Below are 18,099 nucleotides of genomic sequence, written 5' to 3' on the forward strand. Positions count from 1 at the left end.
GCGGCTAGCTAAAATTTTTCCTATTATTAACTTGTTAGTTTTCTATTGGTGATACCAGCTTGCCATCTATTGAAAGGCTACCGTCTCGAATTAAAATATCGCCCGACTAATGGGCGCATAAATGCTTGGCTAAAATTAGCGACGAAGGAGCACAAGCCAAGAGTTTAGAGTCCTTTTGAGTACCTTGTTATAAGCCGTAATTACAGCCAAGCAACCGTGAACGAATATATTTGTCATTCTTCCGCACTGTCAAATCACTATATATTTTGCACCACTCTTCGTGGTTTCCGTAGTCTGCGATTTTATAGACTATTAAATCTAAATTTCTACTTGTGATTTTAGGGTGATTAAGAGTTTCAATAAATTTGGTAGAATTTTTCAAGCCCCAATTTACGATTGCCCCATAGGTAGCAGCCCCCGGAGCCTCACCTTTATAATCATTCAAATACTCAATAATTTGCTCACTTGAAGGGTTTTTATCTAAAAACGCTCTAGTAGCTCTATTTGCTTCACAGATTGAATCGCACTCACAGCCAACTAATAGTAATGCAACTAGTGTCACCGAAAGTCGATTCATATGCCAAACTCTCCTAGACTTATAACGCTTAGCAGCAGGCGAGCGCTTTTCACGTCGCTTACCTGCTTTTGTTATACCTATTTATCATCCGTACGTGGGAATACGAACATTGCTGTCAATACCATGATATCTAGGAACAAGTGATACAGCATAATTTTGAAAGGGATTGTTGCACTTTTTTCATTTATTAATGCATTACGAAAAGTATCTGTAAATAAGTCTTTGGGTAAGGCATTTACCTGTGCTGATATCTCGAGTCCTGCTGCATATAAAATTGATTGACTTCCATACAATGCGTAAGCATTAGATGACGCGAAAAATAAGAATATGATAGCCAAATAGATTTGATTTTGGACAACTTTGAATAAATCTTTATGAGTAAAAAGGAAACCGACAATGCCTAATACAACTATCGCATAGAAGTTCCATAAAGAATTAACCAAGCCAGCCTGAGAGTTGTAGAAAGTTAATATTTTATCTATTTCTTCCATTTCTAACCCTTTCAATAGGTGTAACGCCCCCATAAGGGGCAGACTATACGTAGGTTGCTTTGTGTTATTTTAGAACGCAGTGACAACACAAAGCAACCGGAGTGTTGGCTGTCTCAGCCAGCGTGTTTTTGCTGGCGAGCCTTCATGGGTTTGTTATGCATTATCTAACTATTCGACCATCAGATTTTAAGCCATCCCAATCACGGGTATAAAAAGTGGTCTTAGAATCATTAAATCTGAGAAGCATTTTTCCAGTTTTAGCCTCTAGAATTACATCTTCTTTACCAGCTACAACCCATGTGATATTTCTCCAGCCTTCAAGGATGCCTATGGTTCCGTTTTCATTGAACCTAAACTTATAATCTTGTCCTCTCCAGTGATAGAGCCAAGTAGTACCCGATAACTTATCAGCAAATGCGATAGCTTCTACAATGCTTTCAGGCTCATACCTAACCTTAGGATTTGACCAAGCACTCATTGAGAAGATGATTGCGATTGTAAGTGTTGTAATTTTATAAATTCGATTCATACCAAATCCTTGGATGCATAACGCTCGCCTAACAGGCGAAAAATGCTTGGCTAAACTTAGGAACGAAGTGACACAAGCCAAGCTTTTTGCGTCATTTGTTGAGGTGCTTGTTATGTTTTATTTGTGGGGCAACTGCCATCATCGAACGCGTATTCGTATATCCCGTGTTCTCTTTTTAAAACTACTTTATTTGAATTTACTACAATAAACTCTAACTTAGCACTGTTTAAAGCGTTTAGTAGGCCATTACAATCGCCGATATCATTTGGCTGTGGAAGAATCTGCATAGTTACAAGAGCTTCCATGAAGTTACTATTCTTATTTTCTTTATTCAATCCCATTTTTAATTTTGGACCTGAGGGTAAATCCTCTCTTTTAATTCTAGTGCCAGTAATAGTAATTTTCTGTGAGCTTTCAGATTCAACGCTAGTACCTTTTTTAGGCGGGCTAGTGGTACAGGCGGATAACAAAAAACCAATAAAGAGAACATAAAAAATTTTCATCGAAACTCCACTTCAGGATAAAACATAACGCCGTGCTAAGCGGCTAAAAAAGTTTGGCTAAAATTAGCGAGGAACGAGCACAAGCCAAACTTTTGTGTCCGTCCTTGAGCACCTTGTTATGTTTCTTTTACTTGTGAAGATTTAAAAAGCCAATAATTTCTGTTGATGCCACCCACACAGATGACGGATCTTGAGGATCTATCGATGAACGGCCACCATGATTATCAAAAAACACGACAAACCTTTCACCTTGCTCAGGCACATAGTTACTTATATCTGAATCATACAACCTATAAAAGTGGATAATTTCACTTTCGTTTTTATTACCTTTGAATACCTTCTCAATAGTTGCGGATATTTCCAATTTATCTTTTTTAAGTAATCTCGATTTATATGTGATTTTTTCATATCGAACAAGGTATGCTCCTTCAGCGGCATGAAGTTTTTGATGATAATATTCTGATGGACCATTACTTTCATCTAATTCACCCGCAAATAAAAGTGACGGAATCAGAAGTAAGATAATTCCTTTCAAAAATTTCACCGTATCCTCCAATGAACATAACGCCCCAATAAGCTGCCCAGTGAGCGCCGCTACACTGTGGCGGCCTCGTGCCGACCCAGCGGCGCTTACTGGGTCAGATTCATTGGATTGTTATGTGTTTTGGCCCTTTTGAACAGGTATAAGGTCGTAGGCCAATACAATACCGATGTTTTTTAGATTGCTTTCGCATTTAGCTAGTGATTCTGGCAAATGTGAAGATCTCTGTATTACCCGTTTTCTCCAGACTTCCCAATTCTTTTGAAGGCCGCCTTTCACTGCTCTTGATGACGCTAGCGGTGAGTCATCATAACCATATTCAAACTCACAAGAACACATTTGAAAAGATGGTAAGCCATTATTGTTATAGGCAGGTGCGGCTAGTTCGGCACTGCCACATACAGGGCAGATATGAACGCCTTCATCATTTTCATAGAGAAGGAAGTGTTCCCCTTCTTCGGTTACGCAGTGATGCTGTTTCATTTACACATAACGCCGTGCTAAGCGGCTAAAAAGGTTTGGCTAAAATTAGTGACGCACGAACGACAAGCCAAACTTTTGTGTCCGCCCTTGAGTGCCTTGTTAGCTTTACTGCTCCCACATATTCCTGATATTGAGGTAGTATTTCCATTGTAAATTACTTGCACTAAGCTTTCGCCAGCTTTGTAATTTACGATAACGCTAGTATCTTGAACATTAATACTGATGTCCTTACCTCGATAGATATAAGCTGGGGCGAATGATACTAAACTGTTTGTCCAAGGATATTGGTTTTCTTGAAACCAAAGTTTGAGTGCAATAAATTCCGAAGACGTTTCATCTATTTCTTTATCACATATAGTAAATGTTCCAGGCAATAAACCGCTAAAATCGATTGCCTGATTTCTTTCCCAATAAAGTAAAATGCTAATCAGAGTCAATGCTGAGGCAATTATTATTGATAGTATGACAATTACAGCTTTATTCATAAGTACAGCTAACGCCCGCGTAATAGGCTGGCTTGGAGCGACAGCGGAAAGGCAGTCCCAATTCACGCATTTGTTAGCATCGTTCCATTGAATAGCTCCTCAACTTCTGACTCCCTTCCTGCAAGTGAAAAAACCTCTTTTACATGTTCAATATGATGGGGAGATGGTTCCTCGTTATATTTGACAAAATTTGCTGCTGCGTTGGCTGCATCGTCGTACCTTTCCAACTTTTCATAACAAAGAGATACATTATACCAATAGGATTCATCCATTGGGCGTAACTCCACAGCTTTTAGACCATCGGAAAGTGCTTGCTCAAATAAACCTGCCCCATATTCCAACGTTTGTTTAATATTGTAGACGAATGCCAACGATTTGGATGGAAGGCCTTCAATTGAAAAGTATTTTTTAAATACATCGTCTAACTCAACCAAACCCGCTTTTTCAGTGTTTGTATTGACATAAAATTCCTTTAGACCGTGCATGGCATTACGACCGTCGCTCTCATTTTCCAAGGATAGCTCGTTAGAAATAAATGAAATCAATTGTGACTTAGCGTCAGAGTCACCAATTCCTGCAAGCAAAGCTAATGCCTCTACGAATAATCTCTTTTCTGGCAGCATTTTTAGTCTACTTAATACAAACTTAGCTGAATCTATATCGCCTACTTCAATACATTTGTGAAAAGCAGCTACAGGGTGCATTGTTAAGAGCTCTTTCTTTCCAATCTGGCCGCCAGTAGAAGTCATGATTGGTTGCATATTTTTCGATAGTTTCTTTTCTATGCGATGTAACGTCTCAGCGATAGTTGATAGGGAAACTCCTGAACTCTTTTCACCGTATGAATTACTATCCTCAAGTTGCTTGATAAATTCTTTGATTGTGTTGACGGACTCCAGTGTAGTCCACGGATCACTTAAGTCATACTGAATCGTTCGAATGCCTGCGACATCAAAAGGCAGAGATTCCCCCTTTTTGATAAGCTGTATTGTGGGCCGCCCATTTTCATGTCGTCTGCCACATTCATAGAATACATTGGGATTATGAAAAGAAAGGTCGACCAAGCAAAGTTCAGACTGCTGGACATACTCAACGATGTCATTTGTTATTACAGACGAAGAAGCTATTTGGTCTGCACGTACAATATCAAACCCAAATTCAGCTAGACCAGGCTCCACAAGGAGTTTTAAGAATGCATCTGCATGTTTCCTAATATCACTGTCTTTTTCTCCAATTGGAGAGATAACAAAACATGTTTTATTTTTCATTTTATGTTCCTTATACGATTTCGTATTGGCGTGTAGTGTCATGCTTTTGTAGAAGCCTTAGTGCTAACCGCTTTTTAGCGTGAATGCCGGTTAAACCCAGTTCATAAAACCGTAAAGATCCACAGCCAAATTAATTTATTCACATTAATAACAATAACCTAACACCATTGCCCACATTGCTCAAGCCAAAATGGCTTTGTTGAAACCGAGCCTTGTTCATAGCGAGACTTGAGGTCTCGTTATGCAAAACCACTAACCTATTGAATATAAAGAACTTAAATTGGTGTTTCACTTAAACGAGGCCTTCAGCGCGGAGAAAACGAGATATTTGACCTGATAAATAGCCGCACTCACTTAAACCTGTATAAATAAACAGCACCTGGAGTAAAGGTGTCTTATACAACTTTTTTAGAGGCTGTACGCGTTGAGTTCAGGGGTAATTCCCGGCTCTATGGCCGGGATGACGAGCGTAGAAGATAAAGGGAACCCTGTTAATGACTTGCCATCAGCTAGAGCCAGAGGCGCTCACTTATCCAGCCCATAGAGAGCATCGGCAGTTTTACGTAAGTCGACTTCGTCGATAAAATCATCGCTGAGCGTTAGAATAGCGTTGAGGTTATTTTTGAGCTTTTCCTGGCTGAGTCCATTAGGTTTAAGTGCGGTTTGCAGAAGATGCAGCGACATATCTGCCAGCAGCAGTTTTTGCTTTTCTGTCCAGTTGTCGTCGCCCTGTTTGGCGCTGTCTTTTAATATGGCCTGCTCTACTTCGTCGTGCATGCTCCAGCTCAGTTTGAGTAGCTCTCGGCGTGTTTCCTGATCCATGTTTCCCTCCGGTTATTCGCTGTTTATCTTGGCGGAGGACGGGCCGATGTGCAACGTGCGTTTTGTTATATCTTAGTCGTAGACGGCCTCATTCAGCCCTGTACAGCAGCCTTTGGGTCTTTAGGGTAAAAGTGATCCGGTTGTCTTGCGCATAAGGCAAATTCGCGGGTGTTTTTATAGGGTAATTTCATAAAACCTGCGACGCCAAAGTCCTGAATACTCATGGCATATTGCATAATACGGGTCAGCAGCACTTTAAACTCTCGCTCTTTACTGGCATCCAGCAGGCAATAATAATGGTGAATTTTCAGGCGGTCGTTGAGCGATTCGAAGATAATACAGCCGGTATGATGGATCTGGTTTAGCTCAAATACACATTGCACTATTTGCCGTGGTAATTGCAGTTGCTCATCGGGGTCTTTGCCGTCCTCAAAGTAAGAATGCGGCCTGGCGATTTCGCTGGTGCCAATGTCCGATACCGTATATTGCAGCTCAGGAACCTGATCAAAAATAAACGCACCTGTGCCGTCACGCTGAAGCTGAATGGTCTGTCTGGCGTCGAACAGGCAGCATTTAAATAAGCCTTTCTGCTCTATGCCTTGAGCCAGCATCACAGTGGCATTTACCGCATCGGTAAAAGCACTTTGCAAAGATTCATCGTGCAGTACCAGGCTGGATTCAACAAACAACGAAGCGTCTTTCCAGTGAAAACTCAGACCGCCTACTACCGGATACTTTGCCAGCCGGCTGATGGACGCCAGAAACGCCTTTTCGCTATCGCCGGTATCAAACAAAAACTCTTTATAGTAACGGTCAAGCTGAGCGTCGTTCACATCCAACAGTTGCTGGTTATGATCAGCCCGGCGTAAAAACTGTTTGCGAGAGCTGTACACAACGGTGTCTGGCTCTTCATCGATTTCAGTGAACCAGAATGGGATGCTGGCCTTACTAGGCGTTGTTTCAAGTTCAGGCAAATACATACGCGCCATTGCCGGCATATTACGCATAAAGTAGTCACCGGCCTGGTCGCGTGTGACTTTGTCTTTACTCAGCATGGCATCGATCATTCTGGCAAATGCCTGCGGCAGCCCCAAGCTGGTTGCAGGAATTACAGCGGCACCAAAACGGCAGGACTGAGCGCTGGCCAGTGCATAGATTGTGGATGCCACGCCCTGCTCGTCAAAGCGCGGTGAAGAACGCGCACCCGACATCTGCTCGTCGCCGATAAAATACACATCACCCATTCGGGCATTGGTGCTACTAATGTCAGAGGACATCAGATCCATGATATTGCTGGCAATGGGCTCGCCGTGGGCATCGAGCTGTGCATACACCGAGCTACCCCAGTCAACCAGCGAGAAGCTATCTGTTTGTTCATCCCAGACGATGTTAGAGGGTTTAATATCGCCATGCACCACAGGCTGCGGCGACATGCCATTTTTACGGTCACGTAAATCAACTAAAACGTTGCGTAGCTTGTTGGCCAGGTGCACCAGCTCATGCGGTTTAAACCGACCACGTTTTAACGACCACTGCTCCAGGTCTTCGCCTTTTGCGCGGGCCATCATCAGGATCCCCTGCTTTTTTACCCGTTCAAAGGCGTAAAATTCGGGCACCATAGGATTATGGATCTGCGACAGCATATACGCTTCGTCTTCAAGGCGGTCCCGCACGCTTTGTGCCAGTGTAATGCGGGAAAACTTAAACACCCACTCCCTGTCCTGCTCATCAATACCGGCAAAGACAAAACCAAAAGCACCAGAGCCAATCACTTCCACATCCCGATAGCCCAGCAAAGTCAGTTGCTTTTGACAGATGTTGAGCCACTGACGGTGTTTTTTTGCATCTTTATGTGAGAGCAAATACACCGACTGCTGTTCATTGATGTAAAAGTTGTGGATCGACTTTTCTGCCATATAACTGTCCGTTTAACGCTATCCGTTTAGTTTACGACTGTAATACTCACCTCTACTGCAACCAATGGATGTTCATCGATTGCTGAAAGCGTATGTTATCAAATCGGTTATGAAGTTCGGGCATGATAATTAAAAAAGGCCGACATAAGCCGACCTTTTTATTATTTGCACGTGTTAGGCGTTTTCGATTTTTGCCCAGGAGTCACGCAAACCAACCGTCTGGTTAAACGTTAGCGTGTCGCCCTTATTATCACGGCAGTAATAACCTAAACGCTCGAACTGGAAGCCCTGCTCAGCTGCTGCTTCTGCCAGAGACGGCTCAAGCTTAGCATTTGCAATGATCACCAGCGAGTCCGGGTTCAGCGTAGTTGCAAAGTCTTCCGCTGCTGCCGGGTTTGGTACATTGAACAGGCGGTCATACTGACGTACTTCTGCATCAATACAGTGACTTGCAGAGACCCAGTGGATCACCCCTTTCACTTTACGACCATCAGCCGGGTTTTTACCCAGAGTATCGGCGTCGTATGTACAGTAAATCGTGGTGATGTTGCCCGCGTCGTCTTCTTCAACGCGCTCAGCTTTGATCACATAGGCATTACGCAGACGCACTTCTTTACCCAGTACCAGACGCTTAAACTTCTTATTTGCTTCAACACGGAAGTCATCGCGCTCAATGAAAATTTCACGTGTGAACGGCAATTGACGTGAGCCCATATCCAGCGTTGGGTGGTTAGGCGCGTCAAGCATTTCAACCTGCTCGGCGTCATAGTTTTCAATGACGATCTTAACCGGATCAAGCACGGCCATCGCACGGGGTGCATTTTCGTTCAGGTCGTCACGGATACAGGCTTCAAGCATGCCCATTTCAACCATGTTGTCTTGCTTGGTAATACCAATGCGCTTACAGAATTCTCGGATAGACGCAGGGGTATAGCCACGACGACGCAGGCCAGCAATAGTTGGCATGCGCGGATCGTCCCAGCCTTCTACCTGACCATTCACAACCAGGTCATTCAACTTACGCTTTGACATCACAGTGTATTCAAGGTTCAGACGAGAAAACTCGATTTGCTGCGGGTGACACTCAAGACTGATGTTGTCCAGTACCCAGTCGTACAAACGGCGGTTGTCCTGGAACTCCAGCGTACACAGTGAATGGGTGATCCCTTCCAGTGCATCCGAAATACAGTGCGTAAAATCGTACATTGGGTAAATGCACCACTTGTCGCCTGTCTGATGGTGGTGAGCAAAACGAATACGATAAATGATTGGATCGCGCAGAACCATGAAAGAACTGGCCATATCGATCTTGGCACGTAATACACACTCACCTTCTTTGAACTCACCGTTCTTCATTTTTTCGAACAACGCCAGGTTTTCTTCTGGTGAGGTGTCGCGATGCGGGCTGTTTTTACCCGGCTCAGTTAGTGTGCCACGGTATTCACGCGCCTGCTCTGGCGACAGGAAACACACGTAAGCAAGGCCTTTGTTGATCAGCTCAACCGCATACTCGTATAACTTGTCAAAGTAGTTAGACGAATAGCAGATCTCACCGTCCCAGTTAAAGCCCAGCCACTGCACATCTTCTTTAATTGAGTTAACGTAATCCAGATCTTCTTTTTCCGGGTTCGTATCGTCAAAGCGCAGGTTACACAGGCCCTGGTAGTCGCGGGCGATGCCAAAGTTCAGACAGATAGACTTAGCATGACCTATGTGTAAATAGCCATTCGGCTCCGGTGGAAAGCGCGTGTGCGTGCCGCCATGCTTGCCGCTGGCCAAGTCCGCATCAATGATATTTGTTATAAAGTTTGTTGGGCGATTTTCTGCTTCCGCCATAGGAACTCATTCCTCTGAAAATTTAGTACCAGTTAACTGAGGCATTATTACAAAAAGTTCGCGCAACGAACAGCGTAAAACTGAGGCGAGAACAGATTTACCACGCAATTCCGTAAACCTGGGTATAAAACAGCCAATTCAAGTACAAAATAGCGCGTCATTTTTATGACAAATTTTGTTCTAGCGCAATATATTCGTCACACGCTCGCTCTATCATAGGTGTCAACAACAGAGGTATCGCAAGGAAAAACCTATGGCATCAATGAATCTTCACCGCGTTTACATTCCAACGAACGCACGCAACAACCATTATATTCTGGCTGAGTTTAAACCCAGCGACGCATTCTTCGATTGTTTTGACGACGTAGAAAGTTGCTACCAACGCCTAGCCCGAAAGTTGTTTGCCATTTGCGACGAACACGAGTTATTTAACGTCCACGTGATTGCTAATGACAAGCTCCCAGTTGTGCGCTATCACGATGAGGCCTACAGCCTGCAAACGGATAAGCAGATCCTGTTCTTTTACAACCCTAAATATCACGAGGGTCACAAGATACACTACGAAGCGGATCACAGAGCACGTAAAATCCGCTTGTTATTCCTGGCAACGGGCGACGAGCTGCGCGCCAACGCGGCCAGCTTCCACAGCAAAGTGAAAAAAGCGCTGGACGATTTAAAAGAGCAGTATGAGCCAGAAGGCCTGTCTTATAAAGTACGTGACCATCAGCATCTGACCTATGATATTTTCGCTAAGGTGAAAGGCCACAGGGAAAGCTATGGATACAAGCTGCGTAGTTTATATCCGCGTTATCAGGCACGTAACTGTAGCTTACCAGAGCAACACTCAGAGATGAGCTATGTGTCGTTTTCTGTGCCTATCACCCGTGCAATCAAAACAGAATATCAAAGTCAGATGCGCCCGGGCGACTATGCTCAGTTTTATCGCAGCATTGAAGACAGCTTTTTGACTTTATGCGACCAGCTACAACTGACCCATGTTGGTTTTATCGCAGATGGCCGCCTGCCACTGGTGCGCAGCAGTCAGATCGATAAATCAGACGCAAACCGCGAATTACAAAAGCTCAGCTTTGATACTTCGGCACTGGATGGTCAGGTGCGCTCTATCTGGGCAGGTGAACACCTTTGCGACACCATGCATTTTGTGGTGGTTGCCAGCGACAAAGATAAAAAAGACGTTGGGTATGGTAAGTTTATGAATAACGCCGAAACCATGATCCGCCGTTTAACCGGCAAACTGCCGATTAACCCTGAAAAACAAGACGTGATTGTACGCTTCTTCCAGCATATCAGTTATCAGGATTAAACCTGTTCAGCGGGGGCCTCTCCCCCGCTTTCTCTCCCCAACTGTTGCACCACCTGTTACGAACATAACCTTTGATTCATTGTAATGTGGCCTTTAATGACTATGGTTTAACCAACCCAACAAGGGCTATAATACCAATTTCACTTAATACCCGGTCTATTTGAAGGAGCAAATTGGTATAAACGCAAAAGCCACTAGGAGAATTGAAATGGCTATTTCAAAATTCAGAAAGCCACTACGCCAGGGCCACTATTGAAATAAGCTGGAATTTTTTTATAAAAGACCTGAATCAGGGTGTGGGTAGCAATTACTTTTATGTTGGCTATCAACAACTACCTAGACAGTCAGTTAGTCACCGCAATGCTATTTAAGGCCTATGACTACCCTCAGAAAAATTCAATATCAGGCTGGGAATGGTCTCTCATAGACCTAAACAGTGGAGCTAAAGGAAAGTACATTTATATGTATTGGCAAATTGATGGTCAGGATCCGGCCATTAATGACCTCCTGTTTTACCCACTGATCAAAATGAACCGTACGAACTTGATGGCTATACACATGTAGGTGGAGATCTGAACGAAGGGGCCGGTGGTCCTTGAAAAGCATCGAGCCAAGTAGCGTAGCAAAAGCACATTTTGATAGAACATAAAAGATGACAATAAGCCTTGGCTTCGCATTGCTTAGCTTAACAAGCTAGATCAAAAAAGGCGCCCTTAGGCGCCTTTTTTACAGTACAGGTAAAGTGATTACCAGCCTGCTTTTTCTTTTAGTGCAGAACCGATCTCAGCAAGTGAGCGAACGGTTTTAACGCCAGCAGCTTCAAGTGCAGCGAACTTCTCGTCAGCTGTACCTTTACCGCCTGCGATGATTGCACCAGCGTGACCCATACGCTTACCTGGAGGCGCTGTAACACCTGCAATGTAAGAAACAACTGGTTTAGTCACGTTGTGCTTGATGTATTCTGCCGCTTCTTCTTCAGCAGTACCACCGATCTCACCAATCATAACGATTGCTTCAGTCTTAGGATCGTTCTGGAACATTTCCAGTACGTCGATGAAGTTAGTGCCTGGGATTGGGTCACCACCGATACCTACACAAGTAGACTGACCGAAGCCAGCGTCAGTAGTTTGCTTAACCGCTTCATAAGTCAAAGTACCTGAACGAGATACGATGCCTACTTTACCAGGAAGGTGGATGTGACCAGGCATGATACCGATCTTACACTCGCCCGGAGTGATAACACCTGGACAGTTAGGACCAATCATGCGAACGCCAGTTTCTTCCAGCTTCACTTTAACATCAACCATATCAAGTGTTGGGATGCCTTCAGTGATACATACGATTAGCTCGATACCTGCGTCGATCGCTTCAAGGATAGCGTCTTTACAGAATGCAGCTGGTACGTAGATTACAGATGCAGTTGCACCAGTAGACTCTACCGCTTCACGTACAGTGTTGAATACTGGCAGACCCAGGTGAGTTGTGCCGCCTTTACCAGGAGAAACACCACCAACCATTTGCGTACCGTACTGGATAGCTTGCTCAGAGTGGAAAGTACCCTGGCCACCAGTGAAACCCTGACAGATTACTTTAGTATCTTTGTTAATTAGTACAGACATTATTTGCCCTCCGCAGCAGCAACTACTTTCTCAGCAGCGTCAGTTAGAGACTCAGCTGCAATGATGTCAAGGCCAGAGTTAGCTAGTACTTCACGACCCGCTTCAGCGTTAGTACCTTCAAGACGTACAACTACTGGTACGTTTACGCCAACTTCTTTAACCGCACCGATGATACCTTCTGCGATCATGTCACAACGAACGATACCGCCGAAGATGTTAACTAGTACAGCTTTAACGTTGTCATCAGAAAGGATGATCTTGAACGCTTCAGATACACGCTCTTTAGTTGCGCCGCCACCTACGTCAAGGAAGTTAGCTGGCTTACCGCCGTGCAGGTTTACGATGTCCATTGTACCCATCGCTAGGCCAGCACCGTTAACCATACAACCTACGTTACCGTCTAGTGCAACGTAGTTCAGCTCGAAGCTTGCTGCGTGAGCTTCACGCGCGTCTTCTTGTGAAGGATCGTGGAATTCACGGATCTTAGGCTGACGGAACAATGCGTTGCCGTCTACACCGATCTTGCCGTCAAGACAGTGCAGGTTACCTTCGTCAGTGATTACCAGAGGGTTGATCTCTAGTAGTGCAAAGTCGTGGTTGATGAACATGTCAGCAAGACCCATGAAGATCTTAGTGAACTGCTTAACTTGAGTTGGGTTCAGACCTAGTTTGAACGCAAGCTCACGACCTTGGTAAGCCTGAGGACCGACAAGTGGATCGATCTCAGCTTTGTGAATTAGTTCTGGTGTGTTGTGAGCAACTTCTTCGATCTCAACACCACCTTCAGTTGATGCCATGAACACGATTTTACGTGAAGCACGGTCAACAACAGCACCCAGGTATAGCTCATTTGCAATATCAGTGCAGCTTTCTACTAAGATTTTAGCAACTGGCTGACCTTTCTCGTCAGTTTGGTAGGTTACCAGGTTTTTGCCTAACCAGTTTTCAGCAAATGCGCGGATCTCGTCTTTGCTGTCTGCTAGTTTTACACCGCCCGCTTTACCACGGCCGCCAGCGTGTACTTGACATTTTACAACCCACTTGTCACCACCGATTTTACCAGCAGCTTCTACAGCCTCTTGAGGCGTGTCACAAGCGTAACCCTCTGATACAGGTAAACCATATTCGGCAAAAAGTTGTTTTGCCTGATACTCATGCAAATTCATGATGCTTTATCCAATTTTTTATACTAAAAAAGCTGAATATTTATGCAAATAATCAGCTATCCCAAATTGCGCCCATAGTATAGATCTCAAGGCCTTGTATGAAAACCCCAGTAAGACTAATGGCGCAAAAAAAAAGCTGTATGCGGACATTATGCTCACATACAGCTTAATCTTTAATCTAGATGATTAAACGTCCAGAAGCAGACGCGTTGGATCTTCCAGAAGTTCCTTAATTGTAACCAGGAAGCCAACCGATTCTTTACCATCGATTTGACGATGATCGTAAGATAGCGCCAGGTACATCATAGGCAGGATTTCAACCTTGCCATTGACCGCCATTGGACGCTCCTGGATTTTGTGCATACCCAGGATTGAAGACTGTGGCAAGTTGATGATAGGCGTAGACAGTAGTGAACCAAATACACCACCGTTAGTGATGGTGAAGTTACCGCCAGTCATGTCGTCAACAGTTAGTTTACCGTCACGGCCTTTCAGTGCCAGCTCACGGATGCCTTTTTCGATTTCAGCAACAGACAGCTTATCACAGTCACGTAGTACTGGTGTTACCAGACCACGTGGTGTAGATACTGCGATGCTGATGTCGAAGTAGTTGTGGTAAACGATGTCATCGCCGTCGATAGACGCGTTTACTTCAGGGAAACGCTTCAGTGCTTCTGTAACCGCTTTCACGTAGAAAGACATGAAACCAAGACGGATACCGTGACGCTCTTCAAATACGTCTTTGTACTGCTTACGAAGGTCCATGATAGGCTTCATGTTTACTTCGTTGAACGTAGTCAGCATCGCCGTAGAGTTCTTCGCTTCAAGCAGACGGTTCGCAATAGTCTTACGCAGACGAGTCATTGGAACACGCTTCTGAGTGCGGTCACCCACTGGTGCCGCAGGTGCTGCCGCCGCTGGCGCTGATGCTGGTTTTGCCGCAGGCGCTTTCAGGAATGCATCAACATCTTCTTTAGTGATGCGACCGCCTTTGCCTGTGCCTTTGATTTGTGAAGCATCAAGACCTTTTTCAGCAATCAGACGACGTACAGATGGCGTTAGCACGTCTGCATTGTCATCACTTGCTGGTGCAGCGTCTGCCTGTGCAGCTGGAGCTGCTGCTGGCGCGCCACCGGCAACCAGTTTACCAATCACTTGCTCACCCAGAACGGTTTCACCTTCTGCGTGCAGTTGCTCGCCCATTACACCGTCTTCAGGTGCAACAACTTCAAGAACAACTTTGTCTGTTTCGATGTCTACCAGGTTTTGGTCGCGGCTTACCGCTTCACCTGGTTGTACATGCCAAGTTGCAACTGTAGCGTCTGCTACTGATTCAGGAAGTACAGGTACTTTAATGTCCACTTCTTTACCTTCTGCTGCTGGCGCCGCTGCTGGCGCTGCTGTTTGTTCATTTGATTGCGCTGGAGCGGCATCTGACGCGCCCAGCTGTGCGATAACTTGCTCACCAAGAACCGTTGCGCCCTCTTCTTCAGAGATAGCGACGATAACACCGTCTTCCGGTGCAACCACTTCTAGCACAACTTTGTCTGTTTCGATATCTACCAGGTTTTGGTCACGGCTTACTTTGTCACCAACGCTTACGTGCCATGTGGCAACTGTTGCATCCGCAACAGATTCAGGAAGAACAGGAACCTTAATTTCGGTCGTCATCTCTAATTCCTTATTTCTTAATAGTTAAAGCGTCAGCAATCAACGCATTTTGTTCTTTTGTATGGGTCGACATGTAGCCACATGCAGGCGCTGCTGCAGCTTTACGACCGGCGTAAGTCAACTTCGCACCACTTGGGATAGCTTCCCAGAAATGGTGTTGTGAACAGTACCAGGCACCTTGGTTTTGAGGCTCTTCCTGACACCATACGAAGTCTTTAACGTGCTGGTAGCGAGCCATGATTTCGTCCATCTCTTTGTGCGGGAACGGATATAACTGCTCCACACGAACGATAGCGACATTATTCAGCTCTTGCTTGCGACGCTCCTGTAGCAATTCGTAGTAAACCTTACCGCTACAGAACACAACGCGCTCGACGTTTTCAGGATTGATGTCATCAATCTCATCGATCATGTTGTGGAAAACACCTTCGGACAACTCATCTAGGCTAGACACAGCCAGAGGGTGACGAAGTAAAGATTTTGGTGTCATAACAATCAGTGGACGACGCAGAGGACGTACTGACTGACGACGTAACATGGCATACACTTGTGCCGGTGTACTTGGTACACACACTTGCATGTTGTGGTCTGCACAGAGTTGCAGGTAACGTTCAAGACGCGCAGAGCTGTGCTCAGGGCCCTGACCTTCGTAACCGTGTGGCAGTAATAAAGTCAGACCACACAGACGGCCCCACTTTTGCTCTCCTGAACTCAGGAATTGGTCGAATACAACCTGAGCACCGTTGGCGAAGTCGCCGAATTGTGCTTCCCACAGAACCAATGAAGTTGGCTCTGCTGTCGCGTAACCATATTCGAACGCCAATACCGCTTCTTCAGACAATACTGAGTCATATACTTCAAACAGACCCTGATCGTCACGAACGTTTTGCAACGGCAGGTAAGTTGAAGCATCAGCCTGGTTGTGAACAACCGCATGACGGTGGAAGAAAGTACCACGACCTGAATCCTGACCAGTCAAACGAATGTCTGTACCCTGATCTACCAAAGTTGCATAAGCAAGCGTTTCTGCCATACCCCAGTCAAGTAGCTTCTCGCCACTGGCCATGGTCTTACGGTCGTCGTAGATTTTCTTAACGCGCGACTGAGCTTTGTGATCAGCCGGGTAAGTCGAGATTTTTTCGCTTAACTCTTTCAGCTTTTCAACTGGAACACTTGCCTCGTAATCGGTATCCCAGTCATGACCAACGTACTTAGACCAGTCTGAAGAGTGCTTGGTCTCTGGTTGAATTTCTTCAACCATAATCTGGCCTTTATCCAGACCGTTACGGTAGTCATCTGCCAGCGTTTTCGCTTCATCAGCACTCAAAACGCCTTCTGCGACCAATCTGTCTGCATAAATCTGACGCGGTACAGGGTGCTTCTTGATCTTCTGATACATCAGAGGCTGAGTTGCATTTGGCTCATCAGCTTCGTTGTGGCCATGACGACGGTAACAAACCAGGTCGATCACCACATCACGCTTAAATTTGTTACGGAAATCAAGCGCAACTTGCGTTACGAACGCAACCGCTTCCGGGTCATCAGCATTAACGTGGAAAATCGGTGCCTGAACCATCTTGGCGATGTCAGTACAGTACTCAGTTGAGCGCGTATCTTCCTGGTTTGACGTAGTGAAACCAACCTGGTTGTTCACCACGATGCGGATTGAACCACCCACACCATAAGCGCGAGTCTGAGACATGTTGAATGTCTCTTGTACTACACCCTGGCCTGCGATAGCTGAGTCACCATGGATAGTAATTGGCAGTGCTTTAGAGCCGCTCTTACAGTTAAGACGGTCCAAACGTGCACGTACCGACCCCATGACAACTGGGTTTACGATCTCAAGGTGTGACGGGTTAAACGCCAGCGCCATGTGAACGTTACCGCCCTGCGTTGCGAAGTCTGAAGAGTAACCCATGTGATATTTTACGTCACCAGAGCCCGCTGATTCGCCGTATTTGCCCGCGAATTCGTCAAACAGTACTTGTGGGTTTTTACCCAGTACGTTAACCAATACGTTCAGACGACCACGGTGTGCCATACCAATGACCACTTCTTCCTGGCCACTTTCACCGGCACGATGTACCAGCTCTTTCAGCATGGGAACCAGTGAATCACCACCTTCCAGTGAGAAACGTTTTGCGCCCGGGAATTTAGCACCCAGGTACTTTTCAAGACCATCAGCGGCGGTCAGGCCTTTAAGGATCCTAAGCTTAGTTTCTTTGTTGTATTTAGGCTGTGCGAAGGAAGATTCGATGCGTTGCTGTAACCAACGTTTTTCTTCTGTTGAAGTAATGTGCATATACTCTGCACCGATAGAGCCACAGTAAGTGGTCTTCAATGCATTGTATAAGTCTTTTAGCTTCATTGTCTCTTTGCCACTCGCAAAAGAGCCAACGTTATATTCTTTTTCCAGGTCGGCATTGTCTAAATCATGATAGGCCAGGTCGAGTTCACGAACTCGATCACGCTGCCATAGACCCAATGGATCTAAATTCGCGTTTTGGTGACCTCTGAATCTGAATGCATTAATAAGCTGCAAAACACGAACCTGTTTTGCATCTGCCGCACCTTCCGCAGAAACGATTACTTCTCTGTGTTTGTTTTTAGCAAGGTCTGCAAACTGAGATTTGATCTCTGAATGCTTAACATCAACGTCAACGCCTTCTACCTTTGGCAGTTGATCAAACACTTCTCGCCATTCTTCTGGCACTGAAGCCGCATCATCAAGATACGCCTCATATAAATCTTCAACATATGCAACGTTGCCGCCGTATAAGTGCGAAGATTCCAGCCATGCCTTCATCACACCTTCGTGCATTTATTAGCCCTTTTTCTAGCGCAGAAACTTAAACGAAAACAAGA

General features: G+C 45.2%; 17 protein-coding genes. 2 read left to right on the top strand and 15 right to left on the bottom strand.

Features of this window, described 5'->3' with window-relative positions:
- Window positions 1-187 precede the first annotated feature (187 nt).
- The 11 genes from PRUB_RS13790 to glnS all read right to left on the bottom strand — a co-directional run bounded on the left by PRUB_RS13790 (window position 188) and on the right by glnS (window position 9,451).
- Window positions 188-577 carry a hypothetical protein gene (locus PRUB_RS13790; RefSeq protein ID WP_010381450.1) on the bottom strand — a complete coding sequence of 130 codons (390 nt, stop codon included), beginning with the start codon at window positions 575-577 and terminating at the stop codon, window positions 188-190.
- 77 nt (window positions 578-654) lie between these two features.
- Complete coding sequence (locus tag PRUB_RS13795) at window positions 655-1,068, bottom strand: hypothetical protein (RefSeq protein ID WP_155946199.1); 414 nt, start codon at window positions 1,066-1,068, stop codon at window positions 655-657.
- A 160-nt stretch (window positions 1,069-1,228) separates the two neighbouring features.
- Window positions 1,229-1,597 (bottom strand): RNA-binding protein, encoded by a 369-nt coding sequence (locus tag PRUB_RS13800; RefSeq protein WP_010381453.1) that lies wholly within the window; start codon window positions 1,595-1,597, stop codon window positions 1,229-1,231.
- A gap of 110 nt (window positions 1,598-1,707) precedes the next feature.
- Window positions 1,708-2,100 carry a hypothetical protein gene (locus PRUB_RS13805; RefSeq protein ID WP_010381455.1) on the bottom strand — a complete coding sequence of 131 codons (393 nt, stop codon included), beginning with the start codon at window positions 2,098-2,100 and terminating at the stop codon, window positions 1,708-1,710.
- Window positions 2,101-2,227: 127 nt separating this feature from the next.
- Entirely contained in the window at window positions 2,228-2,644 is a 417-nt protein-coding gene (locus tag PRUB_RS13810) for a hypothetical protein (RefSeq protein ID WP_010381457.1), read from the bottom strand.
- 111 nt (window positions 2,645-2,755) lie between these two features.
- Entirely contained in the window at window positions 2,756-3,124 is a 369-nt protein-coding gene (locus PRUB_RS13815; RefSeq protein ID WP_040644455.1) for a hypothetical protein, read from the bottom strand.
- A gap of 17 nt (window positions 3,125-3,141) precedes the next feature.
- Window positions 3,142-3,609 (bottom strand): hypothetical protein, encoded by a 468-nt coding sequence (locus PRUB_RS13820; protein WP_155946198.1) that lies wholly within the window; start codon window positions 3,607-3,609, stop codon window positions 3,142-3,144.
- A gap of 62 nt (window positions 3,610-3,671) precedes the next feature.
- Window positions 3,672-4,877, bottom strand: a complete 1,206-nt coding sequence (locus tag PRUB_RS13825) for a hypothetical protein (protein WP_010381461.1) — start codon at window positions 4,875-4,877, stop codon at window positions 3,672-3,674.
- A gap of 525 nt (window positions 4,878-5,402) precedes the next feature.
- Window positions 5,403-5,699 (bottom strand): hypothetical protein, encoded by a 297-nt coding sequence (locus PRUB_RS13830; protein ID WP_010381464.1) that lies wholly within the window; start codon window positions 5,697-5,699, stop codon window positions 5,403-5,405.
- Between the two features lie 92 nt (window positions 5,700-5,791).
- Window positions 5,792-7,615, bottom strand: coding sequence for a protein kinase domain-containing protein (locus PRUB_RS13835; RefSeq protein WP_010381465.1), 1,824 nt, complete (start codon window positions 7,613-7,615; stop codon window positions 5,792-5,794).
- Window positions 7,616-7,789: 174 nt separating this feature from the next.
- Window positions 7,790-9,451 carry a glutamine--tRNA ligase gene (glnS, locus tag PRUB_RS13840; protein ID WP_010381467.1) on the bottom strand — a complete coding sequence of 554 codons (1,662 nt, stop codon included), beginning with the start codon at window positions 9,449-9,451 and terminating at the stop codon, window positions 7,790-7,792.
- A gap of 253 nt (window positions 9,452-9,704) precedes the next feature.
- Here glnS and PRUB_RS13845 point away from each other — a divergent pair, with 253 nt between their 5' ends.
- Together PRUB_RS13845 and PRUB_RS13850 are read left to right on the top strand one after the other, a co-directional pair.
- Complete coding sequence (locus PRUB_RS13845; protein ID WP_010381469.1) at window positions 9,705-10,775, top strand: DUF3083 family protein; 1,071 nt, start codon at window positions 9,705-9,707, stop codon at window positions 10,773-10,775.
- 315 nt (window positions 10,776-11,090) lie between these two features.
- Window positions 11,091-11,339 (top strand): hypothetical protein, encoded by a 249-nt coding sequence (locus PRUB_RS13850; RefSeq protein ID WP_010381471.1) that lies wholly within the window; start codon window positions 11,091-11,093, stop codon window positions 11,337-11,339.
- 182 nt (window positions 11,340-11,521) lie between these two features.
- Here the strand turns inward: PRUB_RS13850 and sucD are convergent, their stop codons facing one another.
- The 4 genes from sucD to sucA form a co-directional block, all read right to left on the bottom strand.
- Window positions 11,522-12,394 (bottom strand): succinate--CoA ligase subunit alpha, encoded by an 873-nt coding sequence (gene sucD / locus PRUB_RS13855; protein WP_010381473.1) that lies wholly within the window; start codon window positions 12,392-12,394, stop codon window positions 11,522-11,524.
- Window positions 12,394-13,560, bottom strand: a complete 1,167-nt coding sequence (gene sucC, locus PRUB_RS13860; RefSeq protein ID WP_010381475.1) for an ADP-forming succinate--CoA ligase subunit beta — start codon at window positions 13,558-13,560, stop codon at window positions 12,394-12,396. The genes sucD and sucC overlap by 1 nt, the downstream gene beginning before the upstream one ends.
- A 186-nt stretch (window positions 13,561-13,746) precedes the next feature.
- Window positions 13,747-15,231, bottom strand: a complete 1,485-nt coding sequence (odhB, locus tag PRUB_RS13865) for a 2-oxoglutarate dehydrogenase complex dihydrolipoyllysine-residue succinyltransferase (protein ID WP_010381477.1) — start codon at window positions 15,229-15,231, stop codon at window positions 13,747-13,749.
- 10 nt (window positions 15,232-15,241) lie between these two features.
- Complete coding sequence (gene sucA / locus PRUB_RS13870; RefSeq protein WP_010381479.1) at window positions 15,242-18,055, bottom strand: 2-oxoglutarate dehydrogenase E1 component; 2,814 nt, start codon at window positions 18,053-18,055, stop codon at window positions 15,242-15,244.
- Window positions 18,056-18,099: the final 44 nt, after the last annotated feature.

Source organism: Pseudoalteromonas rubra (genome assembly GCF_000238295.3).
GTDB classification, from domain to species: domain Bacteria; phylum Pseudomonadota; class Gammaproteobacteria; order Enterobacterales; family Alteromonadaceae; genus Pseudoalteromonas; species Pseudoalteromonas rubra.